The 18,964-nt window shown below is 70.8% G+C and carries 16 protein-coding genes; 6 read left to right on the top strand and 10 right to left on the bottom strand.

All coding sequences use genetic code 11. The features are described from left to right. Window positions 1–18: 18 nt before the first annotated feature. The 5 genes from ACQPZP_RS34830 to ACQPZP_RS34810 form a co-directional block, all read right to left on the bottom strand. Window positions 19–1,170 (bottom strand): hypothetical protein, encoded by a 1,152-nt coding sequence (locus ACQPZP_RS34830; RefSeq protein WP_433473938.1) that lies wholly within the window; start codon window positions 1,168–1,170, stop codon window positions 19–21. After that, the gene (locus ACQPZP_RS34825) at window positions 1,167–2,255 is read right to left on the bottom strand and encodes a hypothetical protein (protein ID WP_433473937.1); all 1,089 of its coding nucleotides are present in this window, start codon (window positions 2,253–2,255) and stop codon (window positions 1,167–1,169) included. Before ACQPZP_RS34825 ends, ACQPZP_RS34830 begins: the two co-directional genes overlap by 4 nt. Before the next feature lie 560 nt (window positions 2,256–2,815). Further along, the gene (locus ACQPZP_RS34820) at window positions 2,816–4,114 is read right to left on the bottom strand and encodes a phosphodiester glycosidase family protein (RefSeq protein WP_433473936.1); all 1,299 of its coding nucleotides are present in this window, start codon (window positions 4,112–4,114) and stop codon (window positions 2,816–2,818) included. A 267-nt stretch (window positions 4,115–4,381) separates the two neighbouring features. Next, entirely contained in the window at window positions 4,382–4,582 is a 201-nt protein-coding gene (locus ACQPZP_RS34815; protein WP_433473935.1) for a DUF397 domain-containing protein, read from the bottom strand. Next, a complete protein-coding gene (locus ACQPZP_RS34810) occupies window positions 4,579–5,391 on the bottom strand; it encodes a helix-turn-helix domain-containing protein (protein WP_433473934.1) in 813 nt (270 codons plus the stop codon). Before ACQPZP_RS34810 ends, ACQPZP_RS34815 begins: the two co-directional genes overlap by 4 nt. 255 nt (window positions 5,392–5,646) lie before the next feature. Here ACQPZP_RS34810 and ACQPZP_RS34805 point away from each other — a divergent pair, with 255 nt between their 5' ends. Continuing rightward, window positions 5,647–5,994: an ATP-binding protein gene (locus tag ACQPZP_RS34805; protein WP_433473933.1), complete on the top strand. Its 348-nt coding sequence runs from the start codon at window positions 5,647–5,649 to the stop codon at window positions 5,992–5,994. Between the two features lie 495 nt (window positions 5,995–6,489). Here ACQPZP_RS34805 and ACQPZP_RS34800 read toward each other — a convergent pair whose 3' ends face one another. The 3 genes from ACQPZP_RS34800 to ACQPZP_RS34790 all read right to left on the bottom strand — a co-directional run bounded on the left by ACQPZP_RS34800 (window position 6,490) and on the right by ACQPZP_RS34790 (window position 10,655). Then, window positions 6,490–6,858, bottom strand: coding sequence for a hypothetical protein (locus tag ACQPZP_RS34800; protein ID WP_433473932.1), 369 nt, complete (start codon window positions 6,856–6,858; stop codon window positions 6,490–6,492). A 221-nt stretch (window positions 6,859–7,079) separates the two neighbouring features. Continuing rightward, window positions 7,080–7,250 carry a hypothetical protein gene (locus tag ACQPZP_RS34795; RefSeq protein ID WP_433473931.1) on the bottom strand — a complete coding sequence of 57 codons (171 nt, stop codon included), beginning with the start codon at window positions 7,248–7,250 and terminating at the stop codon, window positions 7,080–7,082. Window positions 7,251–7,517: 267 nt separating this feature from the next. Then, window positions 7,518–10,655 carry a tetratricopeptide repeat protein gene (locus tag ACQPZP_RS34790; RefSeq protein WP_433473930.1) on the bottom strand — a complete coding sequence of 1,046 codons (3,138 nt, stop codon included), beginning with the start codon at window positions 10,653–10,655 and terminating at the stop codon, window positions 7,518–7,520. Window positions 10,656–10,896: 241 nt separating this feature from the next. Between ACQPZP_RS34790 and ACQPZP_RS34785 the strand changes: the two genes are divergently transcribed. From ACQPZP_RS34785 to ACQPZP_RS34775, 3 genes are read left to right on the top strand one after another with little or no spacing between them, the layout of a single operon-like run. Then, window positions 10,897–12,018 carry a hypothetical protein gene (locus ACQPZP_RS34785; RefSeq protein ID WP_433473929.1) on the top strand — a complete coding sequence of 374 codons (1,122 nt, stop codon included), beginning with the start codon at window positions 10,897–10,899 and terminating at the stop codon, window positions 12,016–12,018. Between the two features lies 1 nt (window position 12,019). Then, the gene (locus ACQPZP_RS34780; RefSeq protein ID WP_433473928.1) at window positions 12,020–13,255 is read left to right on the top strand and encodes a hypothetical protein; all 1,236 of its coding nucleotides are present in this window, start codon (window positions 12,020–12,022) and stop codon (window positions 13,253–13,255) included. After that, entirely contained in the window at window positions 13,252–13,746 is a 495-nt protein-coding gene (locus ACQPZP_RS34775) for a hypothetical protein (protein WP_433473927.1), read from the top strand. The genes ACQPZP_RS34780 and ACQPZP_RS34775 overlap by 4 nt, the downstream gene beginning before the upstream one ends. Here the strand turns inward: ACQPZP_RS34775 and ACQPZP_RS34770 are convergent. Continuing rightward, on the bottom strand, window positions 13,682–15,811 hold the full coding sequence (locus ACQPZP_RS34770; RefSeq protein WP_433473926.1) for an ATP-binding protein: 2,130 nt from the start codon (window positions 15,809–15,811) through the stop codon (window positions 13,682–13,684). The two genes, ACQPZP_RS34775 and ACQPZP_RS34770, sit on opposite strands and share 65 nt — an antisense overlap. 179 nt (window positions 15,812–15,990) lie before the next feature. On the opposite strand from ACQPZP_RS34770, the gene ACQPZP_RS34765 reads away from it, so the two are divergent. Further along, complete coding sequence (locus tag ACQPZP_RS34765) at window positions 15,991–16,368, top strand: hypothetical protein (RefSeq protein WP_433473925.1); 378 nt, start codon at window positions 15,991–15,993, stop codon at window positions 16,366–16,368. Window positions 16,369–16,375: 7 nt separating this feature from the next. Here the strand turns inward: ACQPZP_RS34765 and ACQPZP_RS34760 are convergent, their stop codons facing one another. Beyond that, window positions 16,376–17,332, bottom strand: a complete 957-nt coding sequence (locus ACQPZP_RS34760) for a DUF5954 family protein (protein ID WP_433473924.1) — start codon at window positions 17,330–17,332, stop codon at window positions 16,376–16,378. Between the two features lie 412 nt (window positions 17,333–17,744). Here ACQPZP_RS34760 and ACQPZP_RS34755 point away from each other — a divergent pair, with 412 nt between their 5' ends. Further along, window positions 17,745–18,941 (top strand): RNA-guided endonuclease InsQ/TnpB family protein, encoded by a 1,197-nt coding sequence (locus tag ACQPZP_RS34755; protein WP_433473923.1) that lies wholly within the window; start codon window positions 17,745–17,747, stop codon window positions 18,939–18,941. The last annotated feature ends 23 nt before the right edge of the window (window positions 18,942–18,964 follow it).

Here is an 18,964-nt window from a genome sequence, read left to right as displayed (position 1 = left end):
CTCTTCCCCGTCTTCCGCTCAGTACAGGCGCTCGAGCTGCCGGATCCCCCAGTAGAGCGGTTCTCCCAGCTCGAACGTCAGGCGTCCGCCCTGGCCGGGCGGCCAGTCCAGGTGGCTGCGGCGGTCTTCGACCCTGCACTGCGTGGCGACGGCCCGGTCGCCGTCCCAGCCGGCACGGATCATGAGCTTCGCGTGCCCGCCCTTGAGCGAGACGATGACGAAGAGCTCGTGCGGCCCGCCCGGCTGCAGCTCCACCTCGAACTTGCCGCCCAGCCGCCGCGTCACCGGCTCGACGTGATTCACGATGTATTCGGTGAGGTCGGGGATCGGCCGCAGCGTCGGATGCGCCGGGCCGGCCCCGTCCTGCTCGGCCGGTCGGTCCTGCTTGCCCGCCCCCTCCTGTTCGCTCGCCTTCTCCTGCTCGTCCGGCGTCTTCTCCTCCGGCGGCGGCGTGTCCTTCTGCCGGTCGTCCGCCACCTCGTCGAAGTCCTCGGCGGGCGCGTCGCCGGCATGCTGGCCGGGCAGGAACCGCCGCCAGCCGGAGAGACCGGGGGAAGGGGGCGTCCCCCGTGACGCCGCCAGCCGGTAGACGTTCTCCGGAAGCCGTCCGGGGGGACGGAGCGCCTCGCGGAGAAGCGGCTCCACCTCGACGTCGCCGAGCGCCCGGCGGAGCGGGCTCATCCCGGGCAGCACCTGGATGACCGTCTCGGCGCGGGTCAGCTGCCGCGCGTCCAGGTACCAGAAGGGGGTGAGCTGGACGGCCGTGCTCTTCCGATCCCCCCGCGTGCCGACGAAGTTCGCGAGGATCTCGGTGTACTGGGGGCGGTGGTGCCGCTCGGCGTACCGGCGGGTGCGCTCCCGGTCGCCGCCGCTCGGCTCCATCAGGCCGATCCAGTGGTGGGAATGCCACATGCCGATGAACTGGACGCCGAACCGGCCCCAGGCGAGTTCCTCCAGCGGTCGCGTCACCTCCGGATCGAGGCTCATCGACGTCGCGGTCTTGTGGACGTCGCCCGCGGGCCGGGTGGCGAGGAACACCGTCGGCCCGCCGCCGTGGCTGAACAGGCCGAAGAGGTTCCCGCCGGTCTCCAGCTCCTGATGGCCGAGCGTCTCATGGGTGATCAGGTCGAGTTCGGACTCGAAGACTCGGACGATGTAGTGCTCGCTCACCGGAGCGCCTCCACGATTTCGGCCAGGGTGTGCTCTGGCGACCAGACCGACGGGTCGAGTGCGACGTGCTCGCGGGCCCCGGCATCGACGTAGAAGACCTCGGGCGGGCTCGCGGGGAAGTCCGGGTCGAGGACGAAGGAGACGGCGAGGTCGTCGCGCGACGCGATGAGCGCCACCTGGTCCGGTCCGTACTCCACGGTCTCGATCGGCTGGAATCCCAGGTTCAGCAGTGCCAGCGCCTCCGTCTCAACACGGTGGCCGAACACCGAGCCGGTGTCGGTCACGCGGTCGATGAGCGCCCCCCGGCGCGGAGCGGAGGACGGCAGCGCGGGGATCGTCCCAAGCCTCAGATCGCGGACGCCCTGCAGGCTCCAGAACGCCTCCACGCAGCTGACCACGAAGGAGGCGACGAGCGCCGCGATCACCAGTTCGTCCGGGTGGTCGAGTTCGCTCAGGTTGACGTGCGGCCAGACGGGCAGGGAGCCGTCCGCCCTGGTCGTGGTCCCGCCGCCCCTGCTGAAACTGGCGATCCGGACGGGGAACCCGGCCGGGCCGTCCGCCGCGGGGAAGACCGATCCGAGGTAGGCGAACGCGTTGAGCCGGTCGCCGTCGGCCTCGAAGTACACCAGGATCGCCGGACGACCGGAGAACTCCAGCGCGCTGATCTCGGCCGCGCCGACCGACCCCTCGATGGCCCGGCTGACTCCGCCGTCGCTCACGAACCCGCCGGTGTGCAGCGCGGCGTACCGGACGAAGTCGTTCACGTCGTGCAGCGCGTCGTGCACCAGCCCCGGAATCCTCAGCCGGACGGTGTCGCTCGCGCGGACCGGCGGGGAGACGAGCACCGCCGGCCGGTGGTCGTCCCCGGCGAGGTCCCGCAGCCGCCCGATCTCACCCAGCGGGTAGCGCGCGGTCTGGTACCGGTAGCGTTCCAGCAGTTCCCGGCGCCTGTGCTCCTCTTCCAGATAGGCCAGCTGCGCGGCATTCCTGCGGCGGTCGGCGATCTCGCTGAGTCGCGCCTCTTCCCGCTGCCGGCGCAGCACTCCCCGCGTCCGGAGCTCTTCGGTGAGCGCTTCCGGAATCATGCTTATCAGACCGGTGATCAGAGATCCGCCGATCAGCGTCCAGAACTCCACCCGCTGCAGCCCCCTGTGCTCCGCCCCCCGGCCCTTCGCCGTAATCGCTATTAATAGCACTCGCCCGGGGGGCCTATCGTTTCGCTGGGGCCATATTTCCGGCGGTTCGCGAGCTCGTCCAACGCTCCTGCATACCTGCCACCGGAAGGGGTAAGCACGCCTTTCCGCAGGTTATGAGGGTCGCTGTGCGCTGGTCAGGGCGTCTTCACCCGGTAATCGCGTGATCCGGGTGGATGGCCAGATCAGGCCGTCCGAGCGACCGGTTCGAAAAGCAGGTCCACTGATCCTTCTGAATGGCCTGAAAAAGATCTTCACGCGGCCAGGGCGTACCACCGGGTAAATGCGGGACATTGGTCCCTTAAGGGCCGGGACGCATGTCCCGAATGGCTTCCGGGTTTTCCCCGTACCGCGCCGGGCCGTCCGCTCGGGACAGGGCGCCTTCGCCCGCCGCCGTCACGGCCGCGGCCGGGTCGGGCCGGCCTTCGACGAGGTGGCCGCCCTGCCCCCGGTCAACTGCCCGGAGCGCCCACTCTGAATACGCCGATGCCGTTGGCGACGGCGCGTTCCGTCCCGTCCGACGGGGTGTTGCGGACGGCCACCGACGTTGCGCCGGGCACCCGGCTGACGAAAGTGGAAGAGCCTCCGCCGTCGAGGTTCACGGCATCGTCGGCGCCGGCCTTGTCCAGGAGGGACGCCACTTCGGCGATGGTCAGGCCGCCGCTCTGCAGCGACCGGCCGTCCGCCACCACGAGGTACAGATGCCGCCCGTCGCGGCTGACGCCGGCGGCGGTGCGCGGCGCCGGGCCGTTGGGGCTCAGGCCGTGCAGCGGCGTCCCGTCCCGCAGGATCGGGAACCCGCCGACGGCGAACCGGAACCGGACCGGCCCGGTGAGGCGGTAGGACACCCGCACCCGGTCACCGGGCCGGAGCCGGCGCAGCGCGTCGGCGCCCTTCTCCCGCCCGACCAGCACTGCCGTGCCCTCGGGGATCGCGCCCGCGCCCACCTGGTCGGACACACCCGTCACCACGCCCCGCCGGACGGTCACTTCGGCTGTCTTCGTGCTGCACGGGCCGCTGCGCGCCTCGTCCGTCCCGCACACGGCGCGCTGCCGGGAGACCTCACCCCACCGGGCATCGAACAGGCCGACGGTCCCGACCCGCAGCGCGTACTGGTTGAGCCCCCGCAAGGCGATGGACGCGCGCTTGGACCGGACGCTCCCGGCCAGGCGCAGCCGCGCGACATGCCCGCGCCGGTCGGTACCGACGCCGATGACGTCCTCGGCGGACGTGCCGGGCGGCAGCGCAGGTCCGAACCGCTGCCCGTCCGGTACCGCCCCTTTGCGCGGATGCCCGCCGTCCACCTCGGGACCGGACGACGCCCCGGTCGGCACCACCCCGGGACGCGTCTCGCTGATGTTGAAGAAGTCGCCGTTCACCCCGGCCACCGCGCGCTGCGCGACCGCCATCTCCGACACTGTCCGCCGCGCGGCGACGACCGGCGGATGCAACAGGCCCACGGAGACCCGCCGGTCGCGCAGATCGACGTCCAGCAGGTCGCCCAGCACCCGCCCGCCAGTCCCGGACGTCTCGAACGTCCGGAACGTCACCCCGGGCGCCGTCCGCTCCACCGAGGTGAACCGGACCTCCCCGACATCGGTCGACGAAGGCAGCGCCAGTGCCCGCGCGTCCGGCCGCTCGCCGGACCCGGCCCCGCCCGCCCCCGGCGCCGGACCCGTCTCCGCGGTGGCCGGCAGGCTCCCGGCCACCGCCACCCCTACGACAACAACCCCGGCCACGACCCTGCGCATCGGCGACGCCCCTCTCAGCGGAAACAGCCCGCTGATCATGACGCGCCCCTGGTGAAGCCCTCACCCGCCGGGCGTCAACGCTTGCGCAAGACCGCGTAATGAACCGCAGAACGGAAGACGCCGCCCCAGCGACCTTCCCTAACCTGAGCCGGGCCGACCGTTCAGCCAGCCCGGCGTTCGACCGGCCCTGCTCACAGGTACCCGGACATGCCAGCGGCCCCGCCAAAGGCGAGGCCGTTGCGTGCGCTATTCGGGAGGTAACGGGGATTACAGGTGCAGCTCTCCCCGCTTCACGGCGGTGATGAGCTGGGCAAAGCTCTCTGAGGAGAGAGTGAGGTGTCCGGCGTCGGGGGCCTTGCTGTCCCTGATGCCGCACCCCTCGGCGAGGGCGGCAACTTCGACGCAGTCTTGCCCTCCGCCAGCACCCGAACCGCTTCGGCTTGATTTGCGCCATACGGGTGGGTTCACTTCATGGCCTCCATCAGCTCACGCAGGAGACTCCGGGTCGAGTCTCGGGACAGGGCATCGTCCCCTATGAGATTCCACCGTAGCCGGTAGTCCCTGATCTTCGCCGGGTCGGAGACGAGCCGCCCGCCGTGAACAGCGGGCGACCAACCGTGCTCCGTCTCGCCGATTCTCAAGATCGTAAATGAGCCGTCAACCCCGGGATGCGCGGCTGTGGCCTTCGGGAGAACCCTCACGACAATCCCCTTACGCCGGCTCAAGTCCAGCAGGTGGCCAAGCTGCGCCCGCATAACGTCGGGTCCGCCCACCGGGTCTTCAAGGGCAGATTGCCGTACGAGTAGCCGCAGGTCGGGGACTTCGCGGGCGTTCAGGATCTGTTGCCGTGCCATGCGAGCAGCAAGAGTGCCCTCAACGTCGTCAGCAACCTGTGCGCCCTCGATGAGCGCCCGAGCATAATCCTCGGTTTGAAAGAGGGCGTGTATGACGAGTGCCGAGTAGGCGCTGATCGCCTCGGCCCGCTCCTCGTACTGCGTGTACTGGTCGAACCAGTTCGGATCGTGGGCGGACTCTGCCAGTCGGCGGAGGCGGGCGAAATGCCCTTTAGTCTTCCATATCCGGTCAAGAGTTTCGGCGTGGGTCTGCGGTAGTTTCGCGCTGGCCGATTCCCAGTTGGCAACCCGAGAATTATCGACGCCGCAAAAACGTCCCACTTCGGCCTGTGAAAGATTCTCTCGGATGCGCCATACCCGCAGGTCAACGGCCAGCCAATGCCAGGGGTTGTTGTCCGGGTCGAGAGTGTCCGCCCTTGCCATTCAAGATCTCCTCGATTGTGATCTCCAAACGCAATGGGACAACCATACTCGCCGACGTCAGTCTGTGGGCAGAAAACGCAGACCGCGAGAGGTGGACCGATGTCCGCGACACCCGTAATGGACATATATCCACAAGACCTATTCAGCTCGACTTTCCGGGCCTGTCCCGAGACCGTCTGTCTCGCGCGCGAACTTGTGCGCGGCGCGCTCGCCTCCTGGGGGCTCGGCGCCTTCGAGGGGGACGCCTGTCAGATCATGTCCGAGCTCGCGTCCAATGCGGCCCGGCTCTGCGAGGGCAGGGACATCCGCGCATGGGTCAGCCGAATCGACCAAGGTGTCGAAATGTGCGTGTGGGACGACCACCCCGGCCGGCCCGCGATCCAGCAGCCGCACCCGTTCGGCACGTCCGGGCGTGGCTTGGTCCTCGTCCAGGCGTTCGCGTCCGGCGGCTGGGGATGGTTCGAGCTGGGCGAGGGCAAGGCCGTGTGGTCGCGGATCGCGATCGACTACGGCTACATGCTGGGCGCCGCTCGCACCGTGGGCTGCCCGATCACCAGGCCCCTGCGTCACGTGGACAGACCGCACATCCCGCTGCACTCATAGACCGCCCCCGCCCTGCGGAGCGGATCCCCACCGGTTCCCCCAGCCTGATGGGTTCCCCCAACGCCCGCAGGGCGGGCGGCCAACAACTCGACTCGGCGTCAAAGTCACTCCACGGCCCCGGGGAACCACACGCCTCATGGCCGTCCAGGAGAATCCAAGGCCTGAATTCGCACACGGTCGTGTGCAGACCTTGTTCAGGGGATATTCAGTGGGCCTGCGCCAGTAAGGGGTCGGGCCGGGCCCTCGGCGCACTGCGGTTGACCACTGCGAACCCCCGCGCCGGGGGCTCGGAAATGCTCGGCAGCTCAGCCACCGGCCCGAACAGCGGAGTCGCGGGTATGAGCAGCCCGGCAGTTGACGCTTCGGCAAGTTGTTCGGCCTGTAGGTGGAGATCGAGCGTTCGCCCGTTCTCCAAGCGCGGGACGCCACGATCTCACCGCATGACGACCTCGGTCCCCGGCGATCGTCTGCACCGGACTGGCTCAGCGCGCAGGCTCAGACGCCACCGGTGCCGACCTCGGTGAAGATCTCGAGCATGAGGGCGGCGTCCTGGCGGACAGCCGGATCGGGATCGTCGCTGCCAAGCAGGGCCAAGAGCGGTTTGTAGCGTGTGGAAGGCGAGTAACTCGCCGCGTGGACCGCCGCCCTGCGAAGTTCGGGCTCGGAGGCGTGAGCCACGTCCTGAATGCGTTGGTAGACGGCCTCGTCGAGGGAATGCGAGCTGCCAAGGGCCGCCATGAGCAAGGCTCGCCGTCGCTCGGCGAAACCGCGAGCGGAGTCGACGGCGGCGAGGAGTTCTGCGCGGGAGTACACCTGAAGTCGATCAGCCGCCAGCGCGGTGAGTGATCGCGCGTCGTTGGCCATGCCAGGCGAAGTCGGCAGCGAAGGAGTCGAGCCGAGCCTCGGGGGCGCTCTCGCGCAGGATGAGACGCGGGTCCAGGTGGGTGAACGGCGCCATTCCAAACTCCAAGATCGTTTGCAGGAACCGCAGACCGGCCGCCCCGGCGGGGGTGGCCGGTCTGCGAACGTGGGGAGCGGCGCGGGACGGAGATCTCCGACCCGCCCCGCTCCCGGGCTTGGTCCGTTCAGGTGCAGAGTCGCGTTATGTGCACATCACCCTTCTGCTGGACCTCGCACTTCTGCACCTTGGTCGGGACGGCCGTCATGTGCACGCCCTCGGCCGCATTCGCCGGCGTGGCGCTCGACGCCGCCAATATGACGACCGCGCTTGTCGTCGTGAGGATGTATTTCTTCACTTGTGTCCGTTCAGGGGACGAATTAGCTGGGTACCTCCCAGCTTCTGGCGAGAAAGTCTACATAGCTCGAAGAGTCTGTGTAGTGAACTTAGCTCCTCTTGTAGTTGGCCGACTGAGATGTCGCTTTGTGTAGGGGCCGGGCAGCTCCCCCTGCTGAAGGAATCTCACGTTTCGCCGTTTTGTCCTGGATCGTGTCCAGGTGGTTCCAGGCCCTGGCTGGGCATACGTGCGGCGGGCGTGTGAATTGGAATGTGCTTCTAATGTGCGTCAGGTGCCGGCGGCGCGGTCCAGGGACTGCAGGCGGGTTCTCAGGCGCTGCGCCTCGGGGAGGTTGAGGCTGGTGAAGACGTGGAGGGCTTCTTGCCAGGGGTGGCGGGCGGCTTCGGCGCCCTGGACGTGCAGGAGGGCCGTGCCCAGGCTTTCCAGGGCCTTGGCCGTTTCGTCGGGTACGCCTATCTCGGTGGATAAGGCACAAGCCCGTTGCAGGTGGTCCACGGCGGCGGGGTAGCGGCCGGAGGCGGTCAGGGTTTCGCCCAAATGGCGGAGGGCGAGTGTTTCCTCATAACGCTCACCGATAGAGCGTGAGATGGCCAGGGCACGCTCGTGGTGAATGAGTGCCTCGCCGTAGCGGCCGGTGTTGTGAAAAGTGGCGCCGATGCCGATGAGGGTCTCGACCTGGTTTCGCCGGTCGCCCAATTCCATCGCTATCGCGAGCGCCGCACGGTAATTGGCCAGCGCCGTTTCGTGGGCCCCGGTGCGGCGGTGGACGTTGGCCATGTTGATGAGCGCGATGGCCTCGTGCTGGCGGCTCAGCTCGGCGGTGCCGGCGGTCTGCGCGTAGTACTCCGCGGCGCGGTCGACGTCGCCCATGCGGATCATCAGGTCGCCCATGTTGTTGAGCGCCATCGTCCGGCCGTGCTGGTCGTCGATCTCGGTGAAGATCGCGAGGGCTTCGAGGCGGAGCCGTTCGGCCTCGCGGTAGTCGCCGGTGAATTCCAGGAATATCGCGGTGTAGTCGAGGCTTTCGGCCTCGCCATGCCGGTCGCCGAGGGAGCGGTGGATTTCCAGTGCCTCCCGGCAGCAGGCCAATGCCTCGAGGAAACGGGACTGATGCCAGTGGATGAGGCTTATGTGGCCGAGGACATCGGCCTCTCCGGGGCTGTCGCCGGTCGAACGATGGATTGCCAGTGCCTTTTCCGCATTTTCCATGGCGGTGTCGTAGTCGCCGACGCGGAAACGGATGTGGCTCAGGTCGGCCAGGGCGCGGGCGGTGCCCGGGTCGTCGTCCAGGCCCTGGAGCGCTTCGACCGCCCGGATGTGCAGGCGTGCGGCGGCGTCCCAGTGACCCCGCGACTCCAGGTGCCCGGCGAGCACGCGGGCGAAGCGGGCGACGTGTTCCGGCGAGCCGATGCGGTGGGCTTCGGCGGCGGCGTTCAGGAGGCAGGCGTGCTCGGTGGCGAACCACTCGGTCGCTTCCGCCTCATTCGCCAGGGACGGCAGGCCCGGCAGCCGATCGGGCCGGACGCCGTCCGGGCGGTGCGGGGACAGCAGGCGGTTCGCGCGGTCGGCCGCCGCGAGGTGGAAATCGAGGACTCTGCGGACGGTCCGGCGGCGCTCCTCCTCCGGATCGGTCTCGCGGGCGAGGCGGCGGGCGTAGTCCTGGACGAGGTCGTGGAAGCGGTAGCGGCCGCGGGCGGGCTCGGTGATCAGGTGCCGGTCGAGAAGGTCCTCCAGGATCCGTTCGGACTCCTGGACGGGACGCGCCAGCGCTGCCGCGGCCGCGTGCGCCGTCAGGTCGGGGCCGGGAAGCAGCCCGAACGCGCGGAACGCGTCCCGCAGCAGTGGCGGGAGCCCGCGATAGGAGACCTCGAACACGGTGGTGATCTCGCGTCCCTCGTCGCGCAACTCGTCCAGCCGCCGGTCGCCCGAGGTCAGCCGGGTGAGCAGGTCGCGGGTGTCCCAGGCGCGGCGGTGGCGCAGCCGGCTCGCCGCCATGCTCACCGCGAGCGGCAGGCGGCCGCAGCGCTCCACCACCGCGGCGACATCGTCGTCGGCCGCCGTGCGCTCCGCCCCCGCGATGCCGGTGAACAGGACCATCGCGTCCGGGACGGTCAGGATGTCCAGCGACAGCGCCCAAGCGTCGTGCAGCCCGGTCAGCCGGCGCCGGCTGGTCACGATCACCAGGCACCCCGCGGAGGCGGGCAGCAGCGGCTCGACCTGGTCGCGTCCGGCGGCGTCGTCCAGGACGATGATCGCGCGGCTGCCCGCCAGCTCGGAACGCCAGAGCGCGGCCCGCTCGTCCAGCGCCCGCGGCACCCGCGTCGCCGGGACGCCGATCATGCGCAGCAGCGTGTCCAGCGCGTCCGCGGGGCCGACCGGCTTCTGCCGGGCGTCGTGCGCATGCAGCTGGAGGAACATCTGGCCGTCCGGGTAGTGCTCGGCCAGCCGGTGCGCGAGGTGGACGGCGAGCGTCGTCTTGCCGACTCCGCCCATGCCGTCGAGGGCGATGACGGTCGCCGCGGCTCCGGTGGGCGGGCCCGCGACGCCCGGCGCCGTGTCCATGAGCTGCCGCAACTCGTCCTCGCGCCCGACGAACACCCGCGCGTCGGGAGGCAGGTTGTGCGGGCGCCGGTCGACGCTCAGCTGGGTGCCGGGAACGCGCAGTAGCGCCGTATCGCTCCGCAGGATGCGCTGCTGGAGCTGCCGCAGCCCGGGGCCGGGGTCGGTCCCCGACTCCGCCACGAAGAGATCGTGCGTGCGCCGGTAGACCTCCAAAGACTCGGCCTGCCGTCCGCAGCGGTAGAGCGCGACCATGAGCCGCTCGACCGGCCGCTGGTCCTGCGGATGGCGTTCGGTGAGGTCCGACAGCTCACGGAGCAGGTCGGCGTGGTTGCCGCGCTGCAATTCCAGGTCGATGCGGTCGAACGCGGCCACCAGTAACTCTTGCTCCAGGTTGTGCCGGGTGCGGTCGGCCCATCCTCCGGTCAGATCGGCGAGCGGCTCGGCCCGCCACAGCTCCGCGGCCCTGCGATGGTGGTCGAGGGCGTATTCGTCGTCGCCGCTTTCGGCGATGGCCCGGGCCTGGTCGCGCAGCAGCCGGAAACGGTGCAGGTCGACTGATTCGTTCGCGACATCGATCAGATAGGAGCCCTGCCGGGACACCAGTGCCACGCCTTCGACGTCGTCGAGCCGGTGACGCAGCCGCGTCATGTAGGAGTAGAGACTCTGCCGCGCCTTGGCGGGGGGCGCGTCGTCCCACACTCGGCGGATGAGGGTCTCGGCGGGCACCGGCTGCCGCGGATTGAGCAGCAGCACGGCCAGCACGCACCGTTCCTTGGTCGTTCCGAGGTCGCGCCGCCGGCCGTCAATCCACAGCTCAACGGGCCCTATGACGCGGAACTCCACCGGTTCCCCTTTGTGGAAATCTCCTCCTGAGCCGATTTTGGCATCGTGCGTACCGAATCGCCAGAGCAGAGGCGAGTTTCACCTCGCCACCTCGGGATCTCACTTCTCACAAAGTCAGGACGATTGCAAGTTTTCATCAAGCTCCTCGATCGACACTCGATTCCGGAGGGCAGATCCATTCGATCTGCGACGGAGGAACGGATGTCCGCATCCAAAGGTCACAGGGGGTTCGTTGACAAGGATGACCGGCTTCGAATGGCGTCGGGCCCTGACCGGGTTCGACCCTGACTGGTGGGGACGGCTGGGGGACCGGCGCACCGTGCTGGCGGTGGTGGGCTCACCCGTGCCCGGGCAGCCCGCGCTGGACGTGGCACGGCTCGCGGGAACCGACCCGCGGCTTCGCGTGCTCTTGACGGCGGCCCCCGGGCCGTCCTCGGACGCCGTGGAGGTGATGCTCAAAGACGCGGGCGCAGCACCGCTGCCCTGGTCTGAACTTGAGGACGGTGACGTCGGCCTGGTCGTCACCGCTTCCCGAGTCCCGGCGCGCCTTCCGAACGCACCGCTCATCGTCCTGCCGGGAGCGATCCCGGAGGACGTCGCGCACCGGCGTGCGCGGACCGTGCTCACCTACGCCCACCGCCTGGACCGTCCCCCCGATACCGAGGACGACCATGGCGTGGTGGTCGGAGACTCCGACCATGATCGGCTGGTGGCGAGCCTGCCGATGCGCGACTTCTACCGGCGCGCTCTGGGCGTGGACGGGCGGCGCGGGCTCGTCGTGGTGTCCCTGCCCGCGGCCGGCGCGTGCATCCGCTGCCGGTCACTGGACGTCGTGGGCCGCCTGCTCGCCGACCTGCCGTCCGACCGGTACCTCGTCCTCGGTCTCCCGGAACCGGGCGGATGCCCGGGCGGGCCCGGACTCGCCGTCCATCTGCGGGACGGCCTGAGCCTCATGCCGCCGGAGGCGGACTGGCGTGCCGCGGTCGTCGCCGCCGACTGGATCGTCGGGCCCCCGGGAGCGGTCACCCGATACGGGACGATCATCGGTGTACCGGTGCTCGTCACCGGCCCGGCGCCGGGTGACGCCCTGCGCCTCCTCGCCGTCCGGCTGGCGGCGCACCGGCCCGTCCGGCCGCAGCTGACCGAGGCGGCGGCGCGGTGGCGGCCGGAGCGGGTCCGGCCGGTCCTCGGCCGGATCACGTCCGAGCCGGGACGGTTCGACCGCAACGTGCGCAGCCTGATGTACGGGCTGCTGCGGCTGCCGCAGCCCGCCACGATCCCCGTGGCGGACCCGGTCTCGCCGCCCTTCCGCATCGGCTGCCGGGACGGGGAGCCGCTCGGCTTCGTCCCCCAGGGAGGCTGAGATGGACTTCTCGGCGGACGCGTGGGTGCCCGGCCCGTTCGGCCTGGACGCCCTGAAGGGTTCGACGGTGCAGGCGGGTCGGGCGGTCCTCGCCGTGGCGCACCACGTGACGGCGGCGACCCGGCTCGCCGACGTCATGCCGCTGCTGGAGACCGACCGGCGGGTCGCGGTCGCCTACACGGCCGCGCCGGCGTCGGCCAACACCGGCGGCCTGGACGCGCACCTGCGGGGCCTCGGCGGGCTGGTGCTGCCCTGGCGTCAAGCGATCAGCACCCGATGGGATCTCGTCGTGGCGGCGGGGCACGGGATGCTGGAGAAGCTTCACGGGCCGGTCATGACCGTGTCGCACGGCATCGGTCCGGGCAAGCTCCACCCTCGCAACGCCGGCTCCGGACCGCCCGCCGCGCGTCCGGTCAGCGACCTGATCAGGGAGCGGCTCGTCGTCGGGGGACGGGTCGTGCCGTCGTCGATCGTCCTGGCACACGACCGGCATCTGGACATGCTCGAACGGGAGTGCCCCGAGGCGCGCCCGGTGGCGTTCGCCGGCGGTGACCCGTGCCTGGACCGGCTGGTGGCGAGCCTGCCGTACCGGAGGGAGTACCGCCGGGCGCTCGGCGTGCCACCCGGCCGGCGGCTCGTGTTCGTCAGCTCCACCTGGAACGAGGACTCGCTGTTCGGCCGCCACCCCGACCTGCTGCTGCGCGTCGCGGCCCGGCTCCCGCGCGACGAGTACCAGGTCGTCGCCGCCCTGCACCCGAATGTGTGGTCCTTCTACGGAAGACGCCAGATCGTGGCGTGGCACGCGGACTGCCTGCGGCTCGGCGTCCGGCTGTTCCCGCCGGAGGAGGGGTGGCGGGCGGGCTTGGTCGCCGCCGACGTGCTCGTCGGCGATCACGGGTCTGTCACCTGCTACGGGGCCGCGATCGGGGTGCCGGTGCTGCTCGGCACCTTCCCGGAGGACGCCGTGGCGCCCGGGACCCATGTGGCCGGGCTCGGCGCGTTCGCGCCGCGTGTCGACTGGGAGCGTCCGCTGGCCCCGCAGCTGGAGGAGGCGACGCACGCCTTCTCTGGACGGATCCATGCCGCGATGCGGGGCGCCATCAGCTCCCGGCCGGGTGAGGCGGCCCGCCTCATCCGCGGGGAGATGTACCGGCTGCTGCGGCTGCCGGACCGGGAATGCCCGCCGGACGTCCCGCCCGTGCCGCTGCCGGTTCCCTGCGGACTGCGGGCCGCGTGATGGTCGCGGTGGTACGGGTGTGGGACGACCTGCCGGGCACGGAGCGCGTGCTCATCGGCGGGCGGACGCTGACGCTGCGGCGCCCGCCCGCCGGCGCCGCTTCGCCGCCCTGCGACGAGCACCTCGTGGCCGGGCCCGGTGAGACGTCCAAGGCCTGGCTGGCCTGCGCGGACGTCATCGTCGGCGAGGCCGAGGACCCGGCGCGGCTCCTCGGGGCCTACCCGGGGTGCCTCGTCGCGGTGGCCGTCGCCCGGCAGGGCTGCCTGGTGGCCGCCGGCGATCTGGAGGCGCGCCTCGACCCGGTCCTCGGCGGAACGTGCCCGCCCGTCGATGCCGCCATGGCCGCGTCCGCCCTGCACACCTGGCTCGTAACTGGCGGCCCGCTCGGCGCGCTAACCCGGCTCACCCTCGTCCGAGGCAACGCGGTCACGATGGTCGGGATGCGGCATCACCGGGTGGCACGGCCTGCAACTCGGCGAGCCGCTCTCTGACCGGCGACGCCTGGGGAGAACCCAACTCTGCATAGATGGCCAGCGCCTGTTCCAGGAACAGGCGCTCGGCCGCCGGATCGCCCTGGTGCCCGGCGACCCGGGCGAGCTCGTGCAGTGCGCCGGCCTCTACGTGCGGCGCGTCCATCTCCCGAGCGATGTCGCGGGCCTCGCGGAGGGCGGCGGCGGCCTCGTCCGGGCGTCCGGCCCGCAACCGGGCCTGGCCGAGGCACGTGAGCGTCCGCGCGACGTGGTACGGCTCGTCCAGCCGCCTGAACGTCTCCAGGGCGCCGGTCAGTGCGTCGTCGGCCTCGGCGTGCCGGCCCGCCACGCTGAGCGCCTCGCCGATGTGCCGGTCCATCAGCGCGATCCCGCGCGGACGTCCCTGGTCGACGTGCACGTCCCGCGCCTGGGCGAACAACTCGACCGCGCGGGACGGGGCGCCCGTGGCGAGCGCCACGACGCCGAGTCCTTCGAGCGCCGACCCCTCGCCGAGCCGGTGACCGGACTGACGCTCCAGGGTGAGGGCCGACTCGTACAGGCCGTTCGCCGTGCGGAAGTCCTGCAGGTTGAGGTGAGCGATCCCGAGCCCTTCCAGCATCCGCGCCTGGGCTTTGAGGTCGCCGCAGGATTCGGCGGCGGTGGCCCCCAGCTCGTACATCCGGATCCAGGACGGGTAGTGCTTGCGCTGCAGGAACAGCGGCCACATCGCCTCGGCGAGCTGCCAGGCGATCGCATGCAGCCCGGTCTCGTGGGCTTCCTGCGCGACCGCGGCCAGGTTCGGTCGCTCCTGTTCGAGCCATTCCAGTGCCGCAGCGCGGGACGCGAACAGCTCGTCCGGCGGGTCCGCGTACCGGTCGCCGAGGTGCCATCGGCCCGGCATCAGGGTGAGGTCGGCGGCCACGGCGGTCGTCAGGTACCAGTCGGCGAGCCGGGCGAACGCCGCCTCGCGGTCCGCGGGGGCGCCGAAGGACGCGTCCCGCGCGTGCAGGCGCACCAGATCGTGGAAGCCGTACCGGTCGCCGTTGCCTTCGATCAGCAGGTTGGCGTCGGCCAGGCCGTGCAGCAGGTCCGCGGCGCGGTCCTCGCCCGTCCCGATGAGGGCGGCCGCTGCGGCGACGCCGAAATCGGGCCCCGGATGGACGCCGAGCAGCCGGTAGGCCGTGGCGTGCTCCTCGTCGAGCGCCTGGTAGGAGGTGTTGAAGACGGCGCTCACCGAGATGTCGCCCTCGCCCGTGCGCAGCGCGGCGAGCCGCCGCGCCTCGTCGCCGAGCTCCGCCACCGCGCGGGCGATCGGCCAGCGCTGCCGTGCCGCGAGCCGGGCACCGGACGCGCAGACCGCCAGCGGCAGCGTCCCGCACAGCGTCACCAGCGACCGGGCGTGGTCGCTCTCGGCGTCGATCCGGTCCGCGCCGATCAGGTGTCCCAGCAGTTCCAGCGCTCCCGGTACTCCGAGCGGATCGACGTCCAGGAAGCGCGCCCCGTTCACGACGAGGCCGGTGAGGCGGTGCCGCGAGGTGACCACGACCAGGGACGGCCCGGCCCCGGGCAGCAGCGGACGGACCTGCGCCGCCGAGACGGCGTTGTCGAGCATGAGGATCAGGCGGCGTCCGGCGGTCATGGATCTGAACAGCGCGGACTGCTCGTCGACGCCGGGCGGGATGCTCTCCGGGGACGCGCCGAGGGCGCGCAGGAAGCGTTCCAGCGGTTCGTCGGGCGGGAGCGGCTCCGTCCCGGAGAAGCCGCGCAGGTCGACGAACAGCTGGCCCTCGTATCCGTCCTTGATCCGGTGCAGCCAGTGCAGCGCCAGCGTCGTCTTCCCGACGCCGCCGGGACCGGTGATGACCAGGAGCCCGGCGTTCTCAGCCAGCGCCTCCAGTTCTTCCAGCTCGTTGAGCCGATTGGCGAACAGGCCGGGCGGCGGCAGTTGCGCGGGGGCGGGAAGGGGCGTCGCGCCGGGCGCGGTGATGTGCACCCCTCCGGCGATGGATCCGGCCTGGACGCTGGAACCCGCTATCCTCCCCGTCAGTTCGTTGGTCCACCGGTCCCGTTCGTCGGGAGACTGCACGATCGATCCATCCCATTGGTTCGGTGGCGTGTTGATCGCCCCGTTTTACGGTAAACCTACCCGGACGCCCGGTTCTGTCGATAACAGCTTACATTTATTTGTAATTTCGGTCGTGCCATTTATAGATGCCAGTCAGAATGGCGATTGGTTTCCCTGTCAAGACGTGATGAACTGTGACGGTGACAGATCCGATGACCGTCGCCGTCGCCACCGCCATGGCGGGCAAGGCCGTTGAGGTCGCGGGGGAACCGGTCCGGGCCGCCGTGGCCGAGTTGTCCCGGCGGGTCCGTGAGCGCTTCCGGGGCCGTCCGTCGGCCGAGGAGGCCCTGGCACGAGCGTCCGGTGACCCGGCGCCCGAGAGGATCGAAACGCTCGCCTCCGCCATCGAGTACCTCATGGCCGAGGACACCGAGTTCGGGGCGGAGGCGCGCAACCTCTGGAACCAGGCCCAGACCAACGCCGCCGCGACGAACGACGGCGTGGTCAACGTCCTCAACGGCCAGGCGGGCAGGATGATTCAGCTCCGGGACGTGCATGGGGATCTGAACATCGGGTGACGCGGGGTCAGGCGCCGGTGGGGAGGCCGTAGCGTTCCTGGTCGGAGGGGCGGGGGGACTCGGGGCCGTCGCGGCCCAGGCGGAGCATGCGGCAGACGCGGACGGTGCGGAACTCGCGGCCGCGGACGCTGAAGGAGTGGCCCGGCGTCGCCCTGATGCCGTCGGCGATCGCGGTCCATTCGGCGAGTTCGGCGGCCGACGCGGGGTCGCCCTGGAAGTCGCGGAACCGGGGGAGCAGGTCGGTGAAGTGGCGGGCCAGCCGGTCGCGGGTCTCCTCCGGGTCGTCGCCGCCGGTGAGGGGGCCCCAGGCGTGGTCCTCGATCTCCAGCGCGAGGAAGGTGGGCGGGAGCAGCACCACCCCGGGGTGGGTGCGGATCGCGTGCCGCGCCTCGGTCCGGATGATGTCCGGGACGGTGCCGGGCACCGGCATCCGGCCGACGAGGTTCAGCCGGAGCTGCGCCTCCCACTGGCCGCACGGCGCCGCCGGGTCGAGCGGGTGGTCGCGCAGCAGCCCGTCGGGACCGAGGTCGGCGTCGGTGGAGCGGGGCGGCTCCATCACGCGGTCACCGATCAGGATGAACTTCTCGATGCGGATGATCCGGTATCGGCGGTCGCCGGTCTCCCACTCGTCCTTGGCGAGCTGCTCGCCGTCCTCGGGGTCGAGCCGGGCGGCCGCAGCCTGCATGGCCCGGGCGGTCGCGGGGGCGTTCACCTCCCCCGCCGCCGTCCGCAGGTCGATGGCGAGGCTGAAGCGGGCCGAAGAGGGATCGTCCGCGCCGAGTGATCCGATTCGCCACTCCTTTCCGAACTGCACCGCGTGACCGAAATCGGGGGAGCCGGCGGGGAAGATCTTCGGATATCGCAGCATCCGCTCGCCGAGTTCCCGGTCGCGCACGGCCGCGACCGGATCGAGCCGGGCCGCCACATTGATGTGGTCGAACCCGCGCATCAACGGGAAGGTCATGCCCCGCATCCTGGCCGGACAGCCCAGGCCCGCGCTTGGTTTTCCGTGGAGTCGGCTGCCCGGAAGAATAGCTTTCGCGGGAAATTGAGGCGATTATTCGACCGGGTTTTCGGTCAGGTTCATTCGTCCAGCGCCTCCCGGCTGCCGGGCCTTGCGGAGAATCTCTCCGGAACGCGTCCGGCACGGCGGCCTGGGAGCTGCCGCCGTGCCGGACGTCCGGGGCGGTGAGAGGTCAGGGACTGCCGCAGGTGACGGACGGGGCGGCCATGTTCCCGCCCGCCGCGTTCACCTGCTGCCTTCAGCGTGGAGGCCTCGTCCTTCAGGACGTGAAGGAAACGCGGCACGGTGCCACCGATGTTCTGTGGGTTTTGGCGGTGCGGGTTTGTCGGTGGGGTCCGGTAGCTTTCCGGGCATGACCCGCTACCGTCTGCAGCCGAGCCCGGTGCAAGAGCAGGCGTTGCTGGAGCATTGTGGGCATGCCCGGTTCGTGTGGAATCTGGCGGTGGAGCAGCATGCGTGGTGGCGGCCAGGGCGCGGTTCGGCGCCGGGGTTCGCCGAGCAGTGCCGCCAGCTCACCCAGGCGCGGGCGGAGTTCGGGTGGCTGCGGGGCGGGTCGGTGACGGTGCAGCAGCAGGCGCTCAAGGACTTCGCCCAGGCCATGGCGGGCTTCTTCGCCGGTACCCACCGGCGTCCGACCTGGCGCAAGGCCGGACGGCACGAGGGGTTCCGGATCGTGGCGGTCAAACCCGGCGATGTGCGGCGGGTGTCGCGGCGGGTGGGTCAGGTGAAGGTGCCGAAGGTGGGGTGGGTGCGGTTCCGCTGGTCCCGGCCTGTCCCCGATGCTGCCAAGTCCTTTCGTGTGACCCGGGACCGGGCGGGCCGGTGGCATGTGGCGTTCGCCGCGCTCCCCGACCCGATCCCCGCGCCCGGCACGGGCAAGGTGGTGGGGGTGGACCGGGGCGTGGCGGTCAGTGCGGCGTTGTCGACCGGTGACCTGCTGCATGTGCCCGGGCTGCGGGAGAGCGAGCGGGCCCGGCTGGCGCGGCTGTTGCGCAGACTCGCCCGCGCCCGGCCGGGCTCGAAGCGGCGCGCCCGGGTCAAGGCCGCGATCGCCCGGCTGCGGGCCCGTGAGTCCGACCGGCGTAAGGACTGGATCGAGAAGACCTCCACCGGCCTGGCCCGCCGGTTCGACGTGATCGCCGTCGAGGATCTCAACATCCGGGGCATGACGCGATCGGCGCGCGGGACAGTGGAGGCGCCGGGCCGCAACGTGCGGCAGAAGGCGGGGTTGAACCGGGGCATTCTGGCCGCTGGCTGGGGCGCTCTGGTGACCCGGTTGGAGCACAAGGCGCCCGGACGCGTCATCAAGATCAATCCGCGGTACACGTCGCGGACCTGTAGCGCCTGCGGGCATGTCGCCGGGGAGAGCCGCAAGAGCCAAGCGGTCTTCTCGTGCGTGGCCTGCGGGCATCGGGTCAACGCCGACGTGAACGCGGCACTGAATATTCGTGATACGGCCGCAGGGCATGCGGTCGCTGCACGGGGAGGCCCGCCGCTGGGCGGGCCGGAGAACCGTGAACCTCAACACGACCTGCCCCTCACGGGGTAGACGGTCGCTGTTGGAATTCCCCT

This window comes from Spirillospora sp. CA-142024 (assembly GCF_050942325.1).
In the GTDB taxonomy this organism is placed as follows: Bacteria; Actinomycetota; Actinomycetes; order Streptosporangiales; family Streptosporangiaceae; genus Spirillospora.
Note: the sequence above shows the minus strand (reverse complement) of the source record. Positions and strands in the feature narration are given on the sequence as shown.